13 protein-coding genes are annotated in these 16,806 nt (G+C 60.0%); 10 read left to right on the top strand and 3 right to left on the bottom strand.

The genetic code is table 11. The features are described from left to right. Nucleotides 1-36 precede the first annotated feature (36 nt). Nucleotides 37-1,776, bottom strand: coding sequence for a serine protease (locus tag AB1A64_RS08980; RefSeq protein WP_366551096.1), 1,740 nt, complete (start codon nt 1,774-1,776; stop codon nt 37-39). A gap of 205 nt (nt 1,777-1,981) precedes the next feature. Here AB1A64_RS08980 and AB1A64_RS08975 point away from each other — a divergent pair, with 205 nt between their 5' ends. Further along, the gene (locus tag AB1A64_RS08975; RefSeq protein WP_366551095.1) at nt 1,982-2,911 is read left to right on the top strand and encodes a glycine--tRNA ligase subunit alpha; all 930 of its coding nucleotides are present in this window, start codon (nt 1,982-1,984) and stop codon (nt 2,909-2,911) included. A gap of 8 nt (nt 2,912-2,919) precedes the next feature. Here AB1A64_RS08975 and AB1A64_RS08970 read toward each other — a convergent pair whose 3' ends face one another. Further along, nucleotides 2,920-3,552 (bottom strand): MarC family protein, encoded by a 633-nt coding sequence (locus AB1A64_RS08970; protein ID WP_058280911.1) that lies wholly within the window; start codon nt 3,550-3,552, stop codon nt 2,920-2,922. A 91-nt stretch (nt 3,553-3,643) separates the two neighbouring features. Between AB1A64_RS08970 and AB1A64_RS08965 the strand changes: the two genes are divergently transcribed. The 9 genes from AB1A64_RS08965 to glmM all read left to right on the top strand — a co-directional run bounded on the left by AB1A64_RS08965 (nt 3,644) and on the right by glmM (nt 15,874). Beyond that, entirely contained in the window at nt 3,644-4,165 is a 522-nt protein-coding gene (locus AB1A64_RS08965; protein WP_366551094.1) for a DUF6446 family protein, read from the top strand. 7 nt (nt 4,166-4,172) lie between these two features. Continuing rightward, the gene (gltS, locus tag AB1A64_RS08960) at nt 4,173-5,387 is read left to right on the top strand and encodes a sodium/glutamate symporter (protein WP_366551093.1); all 1,215 of its coding nucleotides are present in this window, start codon (nt 4,173-4,175) and stop codon (nt 5,385-5,387) included. 9 nt (nt 5,388-5,396) lie between these two features. Continuing rightward, the gene (gene glyS / locus AB1A64_RS08955; RefSeq protein ID WP_366551092.1) at nt 5,397-7,598 is read left to right on the top strand and encodes a glycine--tRNA ligase subunit beta; all 2,202 of its coding nucleotides are present in this window, start codon (nt 5,397-5,399) and stop codon (nt 7,596-7,598) included. 43 nt (nt 7,599-7,641) lie between these two features. Continuing rightward, complete coding sequence (locus AB1A64_RS08950) at nt 7,642-10,203, top strand: putative PEP-binding protein (RefSeq protein WP_366551091.1); 2,562 nt, start codon at nt 7,642-7,644, stop codon at nt 10,201-10,203. Nucleotides 10,204-10,389: 186 nt separating this feature from the next. Beyond that, on the top strand, nt 10,390-11,031 hold the full coding sequence (locus AB1A64_RS08945; RefSeq protein WP_366551090.1) for a cell wall hydrolase: 642 nt from the start codon (nt 10,390-10,392) through the stop codon (nt 11,029-11,031). 73 nt (nt 11,032-11,104) lie between these two features. Then, the gene (locus tag AB1A64_RS08940; protein WP_366551089.1) at nt 11,105-12,478 is read left to right on the top strand and encodes a multicopper oxidase domain-containing protein; all 1,374 of its coding nucleotides are present in this window, start codon (nt 11,105-11,107) and stop codon (nt 12,476-12,478) included. 102 nt (nt 12,479-12,580) lie between these two features. Further along, entirely contained in the window at nt 12,581-13,501 is a 921-nt protein-coding gene (locus tag AB1A64_RS08935; RefSeq protein ID WP_366551088.1) for a dihydroneopterin aldolase, read from the top strand. Continuing rightward, a complete protein-coding gene (folP, locus tag AB1A64_RS08930; protein WP_366551087.1) occupies nt 13,498-14,496 on the top strand; it encodes a dihydropteroate synthase in 999 nt (332 codons plus the stop codon). Before AB1A64_RS08935 ends, folP begins: the two co-directional genes overlap by 4 nt. 34 nt (nt 14,497-14,530) lie before the next feature. Continuing rightward, entirely contained in the window at nt 14,531-15,874 is a 1,344-nt protein-coding gene (glmM, locus tag AB1A64_RS08925; RefSeq protein WP_366551086.1) for a phosphoglucosamine mutase, read from the top strand. Here glmM and AB1A64_RS08920 read toward each other — a convergent pair. Further along, on the bottom strand, nt 15,871-16,773 hold the full coding sequence (locus tag AB1A64_RS08920) for a DMT family transporter (protein ID WP_366551085.1): 903 nt from the start codon (nt 16,771-16,773) through the stop codon (nt 15,871-15,873). The two genes, glmM and AB1A64_RS08920, sit on opposite strands and share 4 nt — an antisense overlap. Nucleotides 16,774-16,806: the final 33 nt, after the last annotated feature.

Below are 16,806 nucleotides of genomic sequence, written 5' to 3'. Positions count from 1 at the left end.
GCCCAAAGGGGCGGCGTTCCACTTTTTGGGATCAATTTAATCCCAACAATGCACCAGAACGGTCATTCCGTTGGCCCTGCGGCTAAGTTCGTTGGGCGAGATCTCGGCAGTCGATTGACCTGGTTGGCCCGAGACGCCCGCCTGTTCAAGCGCCGCGTTCAACCGCTCAGCCGTGGCTGCAAGACTGACCGAGGCGGGCAGGGTGCGCCCATCAGACGGGGTGGGTAGCAACATACCGACAACCTGACCGGCGTCATCGAAAACAGGTCCGCCAGCATCGCCCGGCTGGGCGGCCATCGCCAGACGTTTCACTCCGTCTTCTCCGTTCAGGCCGCGCACGTCAGTAATCTGGCCATAGGTCAGCGTCGGCGCCCCCAATGCGCCCTGATACGAAAAGCCCGACACTGCGACCTCGGATTGGATGCGCGGTTGATCGGTGCCGAATTCCGCGACGCTGATCGGCGCAAGGTTGTTCCGGGGCCGCAGAACGGCCACACCCAGATCAGCATCGGCCCAGGCGACCTGAACTTCCTGATCGTCGTTCAGGGTGATCCGGGTGCAGCTGTCGGTGGCCTCGGATACCGTCAGGATTGTACCGCTGGTATCGGTGAAAAAGCCGGACCGGGACAGGCGCGGCTTGCGGATTTGCAGGCCGGAAACAAGATCGATCCGTTGCTCGGCATTCGCCCCGGCCCCTGCGTCCAGAACAGCGCTGTTTGTGGTGAAGCTGGCCTTGAGCGCGGCCAGAACCCGTGCTCGGCGGGCCTCATCCCCTTCGGGCCAGACCAGCGTGAAGCCTTTGATCTGACCGTCCTTCAGCGCGGCCTGAGTGTACGAGACAACTCCGTTCCCGCGACCTTCCAGTGTAAAGCGATCACCGCGCAGTTGTCGGGGCCCGTCCAGAGGAACGATCTCAAGCGACTGCATCACCTCGTACAGGGCGCGCAGGGTGGCCTTGTCGCCTTGCTGACTGATCAGCAGCGCCTTGGCATCCAAGTTAGTGGTGCCTTTGAAATGCGCAAAGGGGGCCTCATAGCGGTCAAAGGCAATAACATCCAATGGCAGGTCCAGATCAATCCCGGCCTGCGGGTCTGAATAACGCGCCATGCCGACGCTGATCAGCGGCGCGTTATAGTCATCCATTAGCGACTTGCGCTGCGCTGTTGTCAGAACACCGGTTGCTTCAAAGCCGTTGAAACGCTGCCAGTCACCCATCGAACGGCGCGTGCCCTGACCAAAGGCACCGTCAATTGTGGCGTTATAAAACCCTGCGGCCTGCAAGGCTGTCTGCAAATTCCGACGCTCTTGCGCAGTAAGCAGGCGTTCGGACTGTAGGGCCTGCGAGCGGGTTTCATCTGCGGGCTCAGCCGACAATCCCGAGACAGTCGCTTCGGGTTGTGGAGTGTTTTCGACGGGCGGCGCCACCACGCCCCGGTCTAGGATGTTCGCCCCGACCGGCCAGAACTGCTGACCCAGAGAGCTGGTGAAGGCTATGTAGCTGTCAGCAGGTATCTGCCCTTCGGCCCGGTAGACGTCCAGTACCTGCTGGGCATCACTGCGCAAATAAGGCCCGATAACAATGGCATACCAGCCAGAGTTCAGGCGAAATCCGTTTACGTCCGGCAGGAGGTTTGAATAAGCCTGCGCGCGCTCTTGTGCCTCGCGCAGCGAAGGGCGCGCCTCGACCTGAACCCAGACCCCAGCGTCCTGTTGCGCTGATACGGCGCCTGCGCCGATAGAAAATAGAAACAAAATTACAGTGAATATGCGTGTCATTGTCTGCCCGTGTTCGCAGTGTTTTAGCTTTGCGGCAGACTACGCGAATTGAACCGCAGAAAGCCATGCCTGGAATACGGGGAATTTCCAGTGTGGCGGTGCAGTGACAGCCTGACCCGATTGGCCCGTTGACGCCCCTTTGCCCCTTGCATAGGAAGGACAAAACCGACCGGAACCGGGCGCAGGGGCGTCCAAAGGGAATGTCATGACCGAACCGTCCAGCGCACCACGTTCTTTTCAGGAAATTATCCTGCGACTTCAAACCTATTGGGCCTCGAAAGGCTGCGCGATTCTGCAGCCTTATGACATGGAGGTCGGCGCAGGTACGTTCCACCCGGCCACCACGCTGCGCGCCTTGGGGTCAAAACCGTGGGCGGCGGCCTATGTGCAACCCTCGCGCCGCCCGACTGATGGGCGCTACGGAGAAAACCCCAACCGATTGCAACATTACTATCAGTACCAGGTGCTGATCAAACCCAGCCCGCCGGATCTGCAAGAGCTGTATTTGGGCAGCCTTCAGGCCATCGGCATCGACATGGACCTGCATGATATCCGCTTTGTCGAGGATGACTGGGAAAGCCCAACTCTGGGCGCCTGGGGGCTTGGCTGGGAGGTTTGGTGTGACGGCATGGAAGTCAGCCAGTTCACCTATTTCCAGCAGGTTGGCGGCCACGACTGTGCGCCGGTGTCGGGCGAACTGACCTATGGTCTGGAGCGTCTGGCAATGTATGTGCTGGGCATTGATCACGTTATGGACATGCCCTTTAACGATCCGCAATCGCCCAGCCCGCTGACCTATGGCGACATCTTCAAACAGACCGAAGAGGAATACGCCCGCTGGAACTTTGACGTCGCCAACACCGAGGTTCTGCTGCGTCATTTCGAAGAGGCCGAGGTCGAGTGCGCCGCTATTCTGGCGCAGGAGCATGACGACCCAAAAACCGGCAAGCGTATCATCATGGCGCACCCGGCCTATGATCAGTGCATCAAGGCCAGCCACATGTTCAATCTGCTGGACGCGCGGGGGGTCATCTCGGTCACGGAACGGCAGGCCTATATTGGTCGCGTGCGGGCGCTGGCCAAGCAATGTGCCGATGCGTTTGTACAGACCGGGGCAGCTGGGTTCGAGGCCTGATGGCGCGCTCAGGCCAATCCCGGCAACAGCACTTTCAGGCCATCCGCGATCATGCCGATTGCGATGGCCGACAGGATCATGCCCATGAAACGGCTCATGATCACACGCGCGTTGTCGGACAGGCGTTTAGCCAGGGCCGAGGCGTTCCAGAAAGTGATGAACAGCAGGAACAGAACCACAAGAAACACGCCCGCATAGATGATGGCGTCCATGGGCTTTGCGATGTGGTGGGCGTACAGGATCAGCGTCGTGATCGTGCCGGGCCCGACCAGAATGGGAAAGGCCAGCGGATAAAACGCCACCGTCGCGGGTTCAGGGTAGGCTTGCTTTTCCCCCTTGGTCCCGTGGTGCGAGGTGCTTTCGTTGCCGTTCAGCATGTTCAGACCGATCATCAGAACGACCAGACCACCTGCGACGCGCAGATCATCGACACTGATCCCGAACAGGCCAAGCGTCTGATTGCCGATGGCGGCAAACGCTCCGCCCAGGATCAGGCAGTACGTGGCCGTTTTCGCCGCGACCTTGCGCTGATCAGCGGGCGTCAGGCCGTCGGTGACACTCAGGAAAACGGGCAGGTTGGTGATCGGGTTCATGATCGCAAACAGCGCGCCGAAGAACCCAACGGCAAGGGTCATGTCCATTCGAAAAGCCTCGCTCCGACCTGTATCAGTTTGGAAACTGGCCTATTTCCTGCCAAGTTGAAAGAGGCCGCGTGATCGGGATGTTGAGAAGATGACCGGAAAAATGCTTGCAATCATCCTTATTGTTTCCGCGGCTTTGGCCGGGCTGGGCATGTATTACCTTCAGGTTTATGGGTTCTACTATGACGTCGAAGCTAGACCGGGGCAGGACGTGGCATTGCTTGTTGAGGGGGCAGAGGAACCTCAGCCGATCCCGTACACGGCGTTTCAGGCGATTGATGCGGACAGCTCTCCGATCCGATACCGGGCGTGTTTTGAGACCGAGATGACGAGCGATGATCTTGCGGCTTTTCAACCGGTCGAAAACCCCGAACCGCTGACCGCGCCGGGCTGGTTTGACTGCTACGACGCGGTTGCCATTGCCGAGGCTCTGAAGTCTGGACAGGCGCAGGCTTATATGGGGGCGAAGAACATCCACTATGGCGTGGACCGCATTGTGGCCGTGACAGCAGATGGCAAAGGCTATGTCTGGCACGCGCTGAACAATTGCGGTGAAAAGGCCTATGACGGCACGGTGGTGGGCGAGGAATGCCCGCCGCGCCCCGAAAACTGAGGGCGCCATGACTGAGGCCGTACATGAGGTTTCAAACTTACTGACTGCCACCCTGGGCATCGCGGTTTACCTGATCGGGGCCGAAATCAACGCGCGGGTGGCTGTGCTGCGGCAATTCAATATCCCTGAACCGGTGACGGGCGGTCTTCTTGCCTCGTTCCTGTTGCTGTTTCTGTATTTGGCTACCGGTCTTGAACTGAGATTCGATCTGGCCGCCCGCGACTTCCTGCTGATTGTGTTCTTTGCCGGGATTGGCCTGAACGCACGCCTGTCAGATTTGATTGCGGGCGGTAAGCCTCTGCTGTTGCTAATTATTTTGACGTTAGTGACGATTGTTGCCCAAAATGTCGTCGGTGCGGTTGGGGCGGTGGCGTTTGGATATCCGGCGCAGGCCGGGGTTTTGTTCGGCTCGGCCTCTCTGATCGGTGGCCACGGCACGGCGATTGCCTGGGCGCCCGAGGTTGGCGCGGCGACCGGCCTGACGGGCGTGACCGAGTTGGGCGTCGCCGTGGCAACCTTAGGCCTTGTGCTGGCCGCTCTGGTTGGTGGACCGATTGCGCGCCTGTTGATCGAGGGTAAAAACCTGACGCCGGACCGCCCGGGCGAAGAACACACCGTCGGTTTGCCCGATGATGCGACTGAGGCGGAGACTAAGATCGACCACCTGACCATCATGCGGGTTCTGTTGCATCTGAACGTGGCGATCATTTTTGGGTTGGCGCTGAATGAGGCGATCCTGGCCACCGGCCTGAAACTGCCTTCGTTCGTGCCCTGTCTGATCATGGGGATCGTCATTGCCAACCTGCGCGCAGCCTTTGCGCCAAAAGCGCCGCCAGTGTCCCGCACACCTTCGCTTGCGCTGATCTCGGAATTCTCGCTGGGGGCGTTTCTGGCCATGTCGCTGATGAGCCTGCAGCTTTGGACCATCGCCGAGCTGGGGTTGGCCATCGTAGTCGTCTTGACCGCGCAGACACTTTTTACAGTGGCTTTTGTGATTTGGGTGTTGTTCCCGGTGATGGGCGGCAACTATCGCGCCGCCGTGCTGTCTGCGGGATTTGGCGGTTTTGCATTGGGCGCGACCCCGACGGCCATCGCCAATATGACCGCAGTTACCAAGCGATATGGCCCGTCGCCTATTGCCTTTATCGTGCTGCCCCTTGTATCCGCCTTCTTTGTGGATATCGCCAATGCCATCGTCATTCAGACGATCGTCAATTTCTAAGGACCGAAAATGCCCGACCTGCTGATCGAACTGTTTTCCGAGGAAATCCCCGCCCGCATGCAGACCCGCGCGGGCGAGGACCTGAAAAAGCGGATTACCGACGGTTTGGTCGAGGCTGGTCTGACCTATGCCGGGGCCGCTGCCCTGACCACGCCGCGCCGCCTGACGCTGGCGATCGAAGGTTTGCTGGCCGAAAGCCCGACGATCCGCGAAGAACGCAAGGGCCCCAAGGTCGGCGCACCGGACAAAGCCATCGAAGGGTTCCTACGTGGCGCTGGTCTGACCCGCGACCAACTGGAAGAACGCGAGACACCCAAAGGTGCGGTCTATTTTGCAACCATCGAAAAAGCGGGTCGCCCGGCGTCCGAGATCGTGGCCGAGGTGCTTGAGGCAACCATTCGCAACTTTCCCTGGCCCAAGTCGATGCGCTGGGGTGGCGGTTCCCTGCGCTGGGTGCGTCCGCTGCATTCGATCCTGTGCATCCTGTCCGATGAGACGGGCGCGCAAGTCGTGCCGCTGGAGGTCGAAGGCATTGCCTCCGGCGACACCACCGCTGGCCACCGTTTTATGGCGCCGGATCGGTTCTCGGTCACGTCGTTCGATGACTACGCCGCCAAACTGAAGCGCGCGTTTGTCGTGCTGAACCCTGCTGACCGGGCTGAACATATCTGGAACGACGCCCAGAACATGGCCTTTGCCGCCGGTCTGGAAGTGGTCGACGACAAGGGCCTGCTGGCCGAGGTCGCCGGCCTGGTAGAATGGCCTGTGGTTCTGATGGGCAAGATCGACGAGGAGTTTCTGGAACTGCCGCCCGAGGTGCTGCAGACTTCGATGAAAGAGCATCAGAAATTCTTCTCGGTCCGCAATCCGAAGACAGGCCGGATCGAGCGGTTCATTACCGTTGCCAACCGTGAAACCGCCGACAACGGGGTGACCATTCTGGCGGGCAACCAGAAGGTGTTGTCGGCCCGTCTGGCCGATGCCAAGTTCTTCTGGGAGAACGATTTGCGCGTGGCCAAGTCGGACATTGCCCAATGGACCCGCGCGCTGGAGAATGTGACCTTCCACAATCAATTGGGTACACAGGCCGAGCGGATCGAGCGCATCGCCGCGCTGGCCCGCGAACTGGCCTCGGTGACCGGGGCGGATGCGGATCAGGCAGAGAAAGCCGCCCGTCTGGCCAAGGCCGATCTGAGCTCTGAGATGGTTTATGAGTTTCCCGAACTTCAGGGGCTTATGGGTCGTTACTATGTCGAAGCGGCGGGTGAAGAGGCCGCAGTGGCTGCCGTAGCACAGGAACACTACTCGCCGTTGGGCCCGTCGGATGACGTGCCGACCGCGCCGCTGTCCGTAACCGTGGCGCTGGCCGACAAGCTGGACACGCTGACAGGGTTTTGGGCGATTGATGAGAAACCGACCGGATCGAAAGACCCGTTTGCATTGCGGCGCGCGGCGTTGGGGGTTACCCGGCTGGTTCTGGAAAATAATCTGCGCCTTTCCCTGACCGATCTATTGGAAACCGCGTTGATGGTTCTGTTGAAAGTGCCCGAGTGGCAAGCGGCCCTTTTGGGTGCCAAAGCCGAGCAAGCACAGGCAAGCGACGAAGAAAAGGATGCCGCAGCCAAACGCGTCCACGATCTGGCGCATCAGGTCGAGGCAGCCAACGCGGTCTTCTCATCTGTGCCCGCGGATTTGCTGTCGTTCTTCCACGACCGCCTCAAGGTTTTCCTGCGCGACGAGGGTATCCGTCACGACATCATCGACGCCTGTATCGCGACGGGCGGCAATGATGACCTGAACCTGCTGGTCAAACGCGCCCGTGCATTAAATGCGGTGATCGCGACCGAGGATGGCGAGAACCTCGTGCAGGGCTTCAAGCGCGCCAACAATATTCTGACGCAGGCCGAGGAAAAGGACGGGGTCGAATACTCTTATGGCGCGGATGTGAAATTCGCCGAGACCGAAAGCGAAAAGGCTCTGTTTGCCGCTTTGGATCGCGCGCAGGCCGAGATCGAACCGGCGCTCAAGGCCGAGGATTTCCCAAAAGCGATGGCGACAATGGCAGCACTGCGTGGCCCAGTCGATGCGTTTTTTGACGAGGTTCAGGTCAATACCGACAGCGATATTCTGCGCCGCAACCGTCTGAACCTGCTGAGCCAAATCCGTCAAGTCTGTTCCAGCGTGGCGGACCTCAGCAAGATCGAAGGTTAATCCAGAACGCCCTTGCGCCATTGGTGCAAGGGCTTATGCTGCGGTGAAACCAAAAGGTGCTGCAGTGCAGAATAATCCGCATACCACTCTGATCACAACCGAAGCGCCCGTCGCTGCCAACACCCATGGCGGACGGGCGAAATGTCTGCAACGTCTGGTCCGCTTGGACCTTCCGGTGCCCCGAACGGTGGCGCTGTCCTTTGACGCGGTGCATCGGATTGCGGAAGGGCAGGTGCCGGATATCGCCGCAGTTCTGGAACAGTTTGAACAGACGGCGTTGCTATGCGTCCGGCCAAGCTCGGAAGACCCCGATTGGGGCGGCCCCGGTGCGATCTTGAATATCGGTATGAACGACGCGCGCTACGTGGATCTGTCGGACTCGATGGGGGCCGAGGCCGCCGCCGCGTTGTACTTGCGCTTTGTCCAAAGCTACGCAATTCACGTTGCCCGTCTGGACGCGGATGTTTTCGACGATATCAGCGCGGATGGCAGCGAAGGGCTGAGCCAATCTTTGCGCGCCTATGAGGATGAGACGGACGAGGCATTCCCCCAAGACCGGGGCGAGCAACTGATTGCCGTCCTTCGGTCAATGGCGCGGGCGTGGGATGGAACTTCGGCCCGGTTGCTGCGACAGGCCAAGGGAGCGCCGGCGGATGCGGGGTTGGGCTTGGTCATTCAGGAAATGATCCCCGGCGTGGGGCAGGGCGAGTGCGGCTCGGGTGTTTTGCAACTGATTGATCCTGCAACTGGATTGCCGCAAATCACCGGTCGGTATCTCAGTCAAAGCCAAGGCCGCGATGCGCTGGGTGCGGATGTGGCCGCGCTGTATCTGGAAAAAGACCCGCGCGGTAAATCACTGGAAGAGGTCGCCCCACAGGCATTTGCCGAACTCAAGGCCCACGCAGCCTTGATGCGCGCCAAGCTGCGCGAGGAGATGCAGGTCGAGTTCGTGATCGAGAATGGCCATGTGCATATTCTGGACGGTGTACGCGTACAGCGCAGTGCACGGGCGGCGATGCGGATTGCCGTTCGCCTGGCCGAAGACGGCATCATCCCGCCGCAAGAGGCGGTGATGCGGGTCGATCCGCATTCCTTAAACGAAATGCTGCACCGTCAGGTCCATCCCGAGGCAGAGCGGGATGTACTGACCACCGGTATTGCCGCCAGCCCTGGGGCTGCAACGGGCAAGATCGTGTTCACCGCCGCCGAGGCGCAGGCCAGCGCCGCGCGCGGCGAGCCGTGTATTTTGATACGCCGTGAAACCTCGCCCGAAGATGTGCGCGGGATGCATGCGGCGGTTGCCGTGCTGACCGAAAAGGGCGGTATGACCAGCCACGCCGCCGTGATCGGTCGCGGGTTGGGTTTGCCTTGTATCGTCGGCGCGTCCGAGATGCGGTTTCAGACCAAGAAACGGCTGCTGTCTGCCCCCGACGGGCGGGTGTTCAAGACGGGTGACGTTTTGACGATCGACGGGTCTTCGGGCCAGGTTCTGGCCGGACAGCCTGCGATGCTTGAGGCGGCTCTGGACGATTGTTTTCAAACGCTTATGGGCTGGGCGGATGATGAGCGCGACATTGCCATCCGCGCCAACGCGGATACACCGGCCGATGCTCAGACGGCTCGGAACTTTTTGGCGCAGGGGATAGGCCTGTGTCGGACTGAGCATATGTTCTTTGATCCTGGACGTCTGATCGTGATGCGCGAGATGATTTTTGCGCAAACCCCATCAGGGCGCGCGGCGGTTTTGGAGCGATTGCTGCCAATGCAGCGTGAGGATTTCGTTCAACTGTTCCGGATCATGGAAGGTCAACCCGTCTGTATCCGCTTGTTTGACCCACCTTTGCACGAATTCCTGCCGACCACGCGCGGTGGACAGCGCGAGCTGGCCGAGGCGCTGGACCTGCCGGTGTCAGATGTGGAACGGCGGGTTGCGGCGATGACTGAATATAACCCGATGCTGGGCCTGCGCGGCGTGCGTCTGGGTGTGACCGTACCCGAGATTTATGACATGCAGGCCCGCGCCATTTTTGAGGCGACGCTTGAAGCCAGCAAGGACGGTGCGCCTGTCGTGCCTGAGGTGATGATCCCGCTGGTCTCGGCCAAGCGCGAGGTTGAGCTGGTCAAATCCCGTATCGACTCGGTCGCCGCGTCGGTTGCAAGCGAACGGGGTGAAGAGTTTGAATACCGTTTGGGTGTCATGGTCGAAACGCCTCGGGCCTGTTTGCGGGCGGATGAAATAGCCCCTCAAACCGCGTTCCTGAGCTTCGGTACCAATGACCTGACCCAGATGACTTACGGGCTGTCACGCGACGACGCGGGCCGGTTCATGTCGGATTATGTTCGGCAGGGCGTCTTCATTGAGGATCCGTTCCATGTGCTTGACCCAGACGGGGTCGGAGAATTGCTGAAACTCGGTGCGGAACGTGGACGTCAGGCCCAGCCGGATGTTACCCTTTCAGTATGCGGTGAGCATGGCGGTAACCCCGAATCAATCGCCATCTGCCGCGACCTAGGGTTTGACTATGTGTCATGCTCTCCGTTCCGGGTGCCTGTCGCTCGGCTGGCTTCCGCTCAGCTGGCGATTTCGTCCAGACTTGGGGGTTGACACAGGGTGTTTGCCCTAGGATTAGTGGTTTTTAGGCAACCTTGTGGCAGAATTAATTTTCGCCACGGGCGATTTTCCACTTGCGTTTTCTTCTGATCTGGACGTCTGCGTCGGACTGCGCTAAATGCCTCGTCGCGCCCGCCGGGGGAGGGTACGGCGCGATATGTGCCTGTGCGAGGTTATCTGATGCTACGATACATACTGGCTGCTGCCACGTTGGCGGCAACCATGCTGCCTAGTGTGTCTTTCGCTGATAAGAAAGCCACCGATACTGCCGAACGCGAACTTGTCACCCGGACCGAAGTGCCCGGACAGAATTTTCGCGACTATCTGACTCTGTTCAAGCCCCGAAAAGAGCTTGAGCCCCAAAAAATATCGTACTCGAAGGATTGGCTGGATCAACAGCCCAAGGCCACCGGGGACGAAAATTTCAATTGTCTGGCCGAGGCGCTGTACTTTGAAGCACGTGGTGAAAGCGTGCGCGGGCAGTTTGCCGTGGCCGAGGTTATCCTAAATCGCGTGGACAGTGGCCGGTTCCCGGACTCGCTGTGCGGCGTAATCAAGCAGGGAACCGGTAAGAAATACCAGTGCCAGTTCACTTACACCTGTGATGGCCAAAAGGAAGTGATCCGCGAAAAGAAGGCGTATGAGCGCGTATCGAAAGTTGCGCGTGCGGCCATCGACGGTGTCACCAAAGAACTGACCGAAGGTGCTACGCACTACCACACCACGGCGGTCCGTCCGTCCTGGTCGCGTGTGTATAAGGAAACCGCACGGATCGGCGTGCACATTTTCTACCGGCACAACTATCGAACAGCGAGCAACTGATTGACGCACCCGCGCTGGAACCTTGCTGGCGCGGGGCGTTTTATAACCTATGTTGCGGGCCAGGAGGCCCGCAATGATTTTTACACGCAGACAATTTCTGCAATCAGCAGCCGCACTGACGGTACTGCCACACTCGGCCCGCGCATCAAGCTCTGATCTGATCGCAAAGACGGCGATGCAGCAGATCGCCCCTGATGGTTTTCCCCAAACGCCTGTCTGGTCCTATGGCGGAGGTGTACCTGGAGCCGAAATCCGGTTGCCTCAGGGCGCGCGGGTTCAGCGCAGGTTGGCGAACGAGTTGCCTCAGCCAACAACAGTGCATTGGCATGGCATCCGGATCGACAATGCGATGGACGGTGTGCCGGGCCTGACGCAGGATGTGGTCGCACCGGGTGAGGGGTTCGATTATGACTTTGTCGTTCCAGACGCGGGAACCTATTGGTATCACGCGCATAATCGCTCGGTCGAGCAGGTGGCGCGCGGCCTATACGGCCCACTGATCGTTGAAGAGGCTACAGGGCCAGATATCGACCAAGACCTGACACTGATGTTGGATGATTGGCGGCTGGACCCAGACACCGGACATATCGTTGAAGATTTCGACAACGGTCATGATCAAAGCCATGCCGGGCGGTTGGGGAATCTGATCTCGGTCAACGGCCAGTTTGATCCTGTCTTTCCCGCGCGCCGCCACGAGCGTTTGCGCCTGCGGCTGATCAATGCCTCTAACGCGCGTATCTACGATCTGGCCTTGGACGGGGTGGCGGGGTGGATCGTTGCGCTGGACGGAATGCCGCTTGAAACCCCGTTAGAGGTTGAGGACGGCTTTCCACTAGCCCCGGCTCAACGCGCGGATTTGATTGTGGACGTAACAGCAGAACCTGACACCATCGCCGGGCTGATCAGTCGCGAGCGGGACGGGGGCTTTGGTCTGGTACGGTTCCCGGTTTCCGGTACTTCGGCAACGACTGCCCGGTCAGGCGTTGCGCCCTTGCCCGCGAATCCATTGCCTCAAGTGGTTTTGGACGACGCCCCGGTGCATCGGATGACGTTGCAAGGCGGTGCGATGCGGTGGCTGGAATCCGCGCAGCTTGGCGACACACAGCTTTCTGGCCGCGAATTGGCGCAACTGGGCCGGTTCTGGGCCTTGAACGGGTATGCTGAACGCCCCTTGGACCCTTTTCTGGATGCACAGCGCGGTAGTACCCACCGGATCGAGTTCGTCAACGAAACCGCTTTCCCGCATGCTATGCACCTGCATGGGCACCATTTTCGGCTGATCCTGCCCGACGGCAGCCTTGGCCCATGGCGCGATACGGTGCTGGTGGAGCGCGGACAAACCCGTGAAATTGCCCTAGTGGTCGACAATCCGGGCGACTGGCTATTGCATTGCCATATGCTGGGGCACGCCGCATCCGGGATGATGAGCTGGTTTCGCGTGACCTGACGCCGCAATCAACGACTAGAATGGCGTTTGTTGCGATGCTATATGCGCGCGCATCCTATAAATTTGGTAGATTAGTTTACCAAGCCCGAAAAGGTTCGCCGTATGAGCTCTGAAATCCGCCTTGCCTTTGCGCACCCGTCCGAACGGTCCGAAGCGACCGCGACGCGCGGCCCGCTGGATCGCATCTCGCTCAGGGATCATACCGTCGAAGTTGAGATCGGTGCCTTTCAGGCCGAACGTGGCACCACACAGCGTATCTGCTTCAACATCGTGGTTGAGGTGCGCCCGCTGACCGATCCGATTGACGATGATGTTGATCGTATCCTGTCATACGACCGTGTGACCGAGGCGATTGCCCATGAACTGGCCGCTGAACGTCTGAACCTGCTTGAGACGTTGGCGGATCGTGTCGCGGAGCGCATTTTGCTTGAACCTCAAGCTGTAAGAGCTTTTGTTCGCATCGAAAAACTTGACCGTGGACCGGGCGCGCTGGGTGTCGAAATCGTGCGCGGCAAGGACACGCTCCACCACGATGTGGTCGAAGAAGAACGCCCCCATCCGCGGTTGGTTTTCCTCTCGAACGAGGCCATTTCGTCTTCCAACCTGACGGGTTGGATTGATCAGTTGGAGAACCGTCAGCGCCCGTTGATCCTGTGTGTCGGCGCGTCGGAACTGACGGTGCCACAGACTGGTCACGCGATGACACAACGCCGGATTGATTTGTTGGCGATCGAGCAAAACGCCTGGGTTCTGGCCGCACGGGATCATCGCTGCGTGGTGGTGTCGACGCGGACGGAATTGGACTGGGCAATGAAGAATGGGCAGATTTGCGTCTGGGCCCCGTCCAAGATTGTGCTGGATGCAGTTGATGGCCCTTCGGCGGCGCCTTCGGACGCTGTAGCCTTGGCAGCCTGGTTTGCAGCCACTTTTGAAGCCAGCGAGATGATGGTGATCGGCGGCGCCTTGCCGAACGCGCCAAAGACGCCTCTGCGCGCTATTCCAGTGGATCAGGCGCAACTGTGACCGCGTATTTTCGACCGCTGGTGCAGCACGGGTCGGCCCGCCCGGACGGGGCGGTTCCTCTTGCCGGGCAGGAATTGTGGTTCACCCATGCAGAACGGCTGTCTCGCACGGATGCGCCGACGATTGTCGCCGCGCAGGATATTCCAGCCGATGCGCTGAACCGTCTGACGCGCCCACGCGCCGAGATTGCTGGTGTGGCGATGGATCGCCCGCAGATCATGGGAATCCTCAACGCCACGCCGGACAGCTTCTCGGACGGCGGGGTACACAACTCGGTTGAAACGGCAGTGTCCGCTGCTGAGCAGATGGTGGAGCATGGTGCCAGCATTCTGGATATCGGCGGTGAATCGACCCGACCGGGGGCTACCTACGTGCCCGAGGATGAGGAAATCGCCCGCACGCAACCCCTGATCGAAGCCATTCGCGCCAAGACGAGCGCCCTGATTTCCATCGATACCCGCAAGGCCAGCGTTGCGCGGGCCGCTTGGAAGGCGGGGGCGGGGCTGATCAATGACGTATCGGGCTTTACCTTTGACCAGCAGCTTGCGCCTTTCTGCGCTGAGGTTAACGCGCCCGTCTGTGTGATGCATATGCAGGGCGACCCAACTGTGATGCAGGACGACCCGCAATATGATGATGTGTTGCTGGACGTCTATGATTTCCTTGAAGGTCAGGTTGAAAAGCTGGAGCAGACCGGGCTGAGCCGCGATCAGATCTTGGTCGATCCGGGTATCGGGTTCGGTAAAACCCAGGCGCATAATTTGACCTTGTTGAAAAATCTCAGCCTTTTCCATGGCTTGGGATGCCCGATTCTGCTGGGCGTCTCGCGCAAGGGCTTTATCGGGCAAATCGGGAGAGAGCCGCGCAAGGATGCCCGTGCGCCGGGCTCAATCGCAGTAGCACTGGCCGGATTGTCGCAAGGCGTGCAGATCGTGCGTGTTCATGACGTTGCTCATACCGCTCAGGCCTTGCGTCTGTGGGCCGCCGTCCGGTAATCCCGTCCTAGACGAGTAACTACGGAGTTAGACAATGCGCAAGCTGTTCGGAACCGATGGGGTGCGAGGCACCGCCAATACTCATCCGATTACGGCCGAAATGGCCCTGCGCATTGGGGCTGCCGTGGGGCGGTATTTTCGCCGCGATCAATCTGGTGCGCACCGGGTGGTGATCGGCAAGGATACGCGCCTGTCCGGGTATATGCTGGAAAACGCGCTGACTGCAGGGCTGACCTCGACAGGGATGAACGTGCTGCTGTTGGGTCCGGTACCGACGCCGGCGGTGGGGTTGATGACCCGCTCGATGCGCGCGGATCTGGGGGTGATGATCTCGGCCAGTCATAACCCGGCCGAGGATAACGGTATCAAGTTCTTTGGCCCCGACGGGTACAAGCTGTCCGATCAGGCTGAGCTGGAGATTGAACGTCTGATCGAAGAGGGCGTCAGACCGGCGCAAGCTCAGAACATTGGCCGCGCTCGTCGGGTGGATGATGCGCGGTTCCGATATGGTGAGCGGGTAAAATCCTCATTGTCCCGCGATCTGCGTCTGGACGGGTTGAAGGTGGTGGTCGATTGCGCCAACGGCGCGGCCCACCGCACGGCACCCGAGGTATTGTGGGAGCTTGGCGCAGATGTCATTCCGGTCGGAATCGCGCCCAACGGTAAGAATATCAACCTGAATTGTGGCTCGACCAAACCTCAGCTGGCGGCCGAAACGGTTGTCGCGCACGGCGCGGATGTGGGCATCTGCCTGGACGGTGACGCTGACCGCGTGGTGATGGTGGATGAAAACGGGCAGGTGGCTGACGGGGATCAGCTGATGGCGTTGCTGGCGACCTGTTGGGCCAAGGCGGATCGTCTTGAAGGCGGCGCGCTGGTTGCGACGGTCATGTCGAACCTTGGGTTGGAACGGCACCTTGCCGCTCAGGGGCTGCGTCTGGAACGGACAGCCGTCGGCGACCGGTATGTCGTCGAACGGATGCGCGAAGGCGGGTTCAACCTGGGCGGTGAGCAGTCAGGTCACATCGTCATGAGCGATTATGCCACCACCGGTGACGGCCTAATGGCCGGTCTGCATTTCCTGGCCGAGATGGTGCATTCAGGTCGCAAGGCGTCCGAGTTGTCGGTGCAATTCGAAACCGTTCCGCAATTGCTTAAAAACGTGCGCTACGGCGAGGGGCAAACCCCTCTGGAAACCAGTGCCGTGAAAGCGGCCATTGCAGATGCCGAGGCACGCCTGAATGGGCAGGGCCGTCTGTTGATCCGCAAGTCGGGGACAGAACCGCTGATCCGCGTGATGGCCGAATGTGAGGATGATGCGCTGCTAGCGCAGGTCGTCGACGGCATCGTGGCCGAGGTCGAGGCGGTCGCTGGTTAACGCCCGATCAGCATCTTGCGCAAGCTGAACCACTGACTGATGGCCAGCCCGGTCAGGATCATGATCAGCGCGATGTAAAAGCGCAGGGGCAGGGCCTCGGACAAGATCCATGCGCCAAAGACCATCGACCAGATTGGCACCTGATAATTGACCAGCGTCAGAAAGACGGAACCGGCGCTGCGAATGATCGACACGCGCAATAGTGTGGCAAAGGCCGTCGGTACCAGCCCCAGCGCGACAATGGCCAGACCGGGGCGTGTACCTTCCCAACGTGGAAGGCCCTCGGTCACCAGCATGATGGGCAACAAAAGCACGGCGCCCACCACCAAGGACAGCGCGGCCAGCACCACAGGATCAATCGGCGGGCAACGCCGTGTGAAGATCGATGCGCAGGAATAACACAAAGCCGCGCCGATGCAGGCCAGCTGGGCCAATGGCTCAGCCCCTTGTCCGATCTGCGCTAAACCCGGTCCGATCAACACCAAAGCGCCGCAAAATCCCAGTGAGACTCCAAGGAACCTGCGGGCGTTCAGCGGCTCGTCCGAAAAGAAATGGGCCAAGGGCAGCACCATCAACGGAATCGCCGCCATCGACAGCCCGGCAAAGGCCGAGGCCACATATTGTTGCCCCCAACTGAGCAACATGAAGGGCAGGGCGGTGGACAGTAGGCCGATAATGGCGATGAACCCCCACAGGTTCAGATCGCCCGTCGGCAGCTTGCGACCGGTCAACGCCATCATCCCAAGTAATGTCACGGCACCCAGCGTCGTGCGCGCTGTAGCAACTGTCACCGGCCCGTATCCCTCAAGCGCCATGGCGACGACCATGAACGTGCCGCCCCATATGAGGCCTAAAGCGATCACGCCGCTCCAATCGCGGGATGTGGGTTGATCAACCATGTGGCGCCTTGGGGTCAAAAGCGGTTGTGACGA

The organism is Ruegeria sp. ANG10, from assembly GCF_040705255.1.
In the GTDB taxonomy this organism is placed as follows: domain Bacteria; phylum Pseudomonadota; class Alphaproteobacteria; order Rhodobacterales; family Rhodobacteraceae; genus Ruegeria.
The sequence above is the reverse complement of the archived record's forward strand: the minus strand, read 5'-3'. Positions and strand labels throughout refer to the sequence as shown.

Bases quoted from the DNA above. Each gene is read 5' to 3' on its own strand.
- AB1A64_RS08980 (WP_366551096.1), bottom strand. From the start codon at position 1,776: ATGACACGCATATTCACTGTAATTTTGTTTCTATTTTCTATCGGCGCA.
- AB1A64_RS08975 (WP_366551095.1), top strand. From the start codon at position 1,982: ATGACCGAACCGTCCAGCGCACCACGTTCTTTTCAGGAAATTATCCTG.
- AB1A64_RS08970 (WP_058280911.1), bottom strand. From the start codon at position 3,552: ATGGACATGACCCTTGCCGTTGGGTTCTTCGGCGCGCTGTTTGCGATC.
- AB1A64_RS08965 (WP_366551094.1), top strand. From the start codon at position 3,644: ATGACCGGAAAAATGCTTGCAATCATCCTTATTGTTTCCGCGGCTTTG.
- gltS (WP_366551093.1), top strand. From the start codon at position 4,173: ATGACTGAGGCCGTACATGAGGTTTCAAACTTACTGACTGCCACCCTG.
- glyS (WP_366551092.1), top strand. From the start codon at position 5,397: ATGCCCGACCTGCTGATCGAACTGTTTTCCGAGGAAATCCCCGCCCGC.
- AB1A64_RS08945 (WP_366551090.1), top strand. From the start codon at position 10,390: ATGCTACGATACATACTGGCTGCTGCCACGTTGGCGGCAACCATGCTG.
- AB1A64_RS08940 (WP_366551089.1), top strand. From the start codon at position 11,105: ATGATTTTTACACGCAGACAATTTCTGCAATCAGCAGCCGCACTGACG.
- AB1A64_RS08935 (WP_366551088.1), top strand. From the start codon at position 12,581: ATGAGCTCTGAAATCCGCCTTGCCTTTGCGCACCCGTCCGAACGGTCC.
- glmM (WP_366551086.1), top strand. From the start codon at position 14,531: ATGCGCAAGCTGTTCGGAACCGATGGGGTGCGAGGCACCGCCAATACT.
- AB1A64_RS08920 (WP_366551085.1), bottom strand. From the start codon at position 16,773: ATGGTTGATCAACCCACATCCCGCGATTGGAGCGGCGTGATCGCTTTA.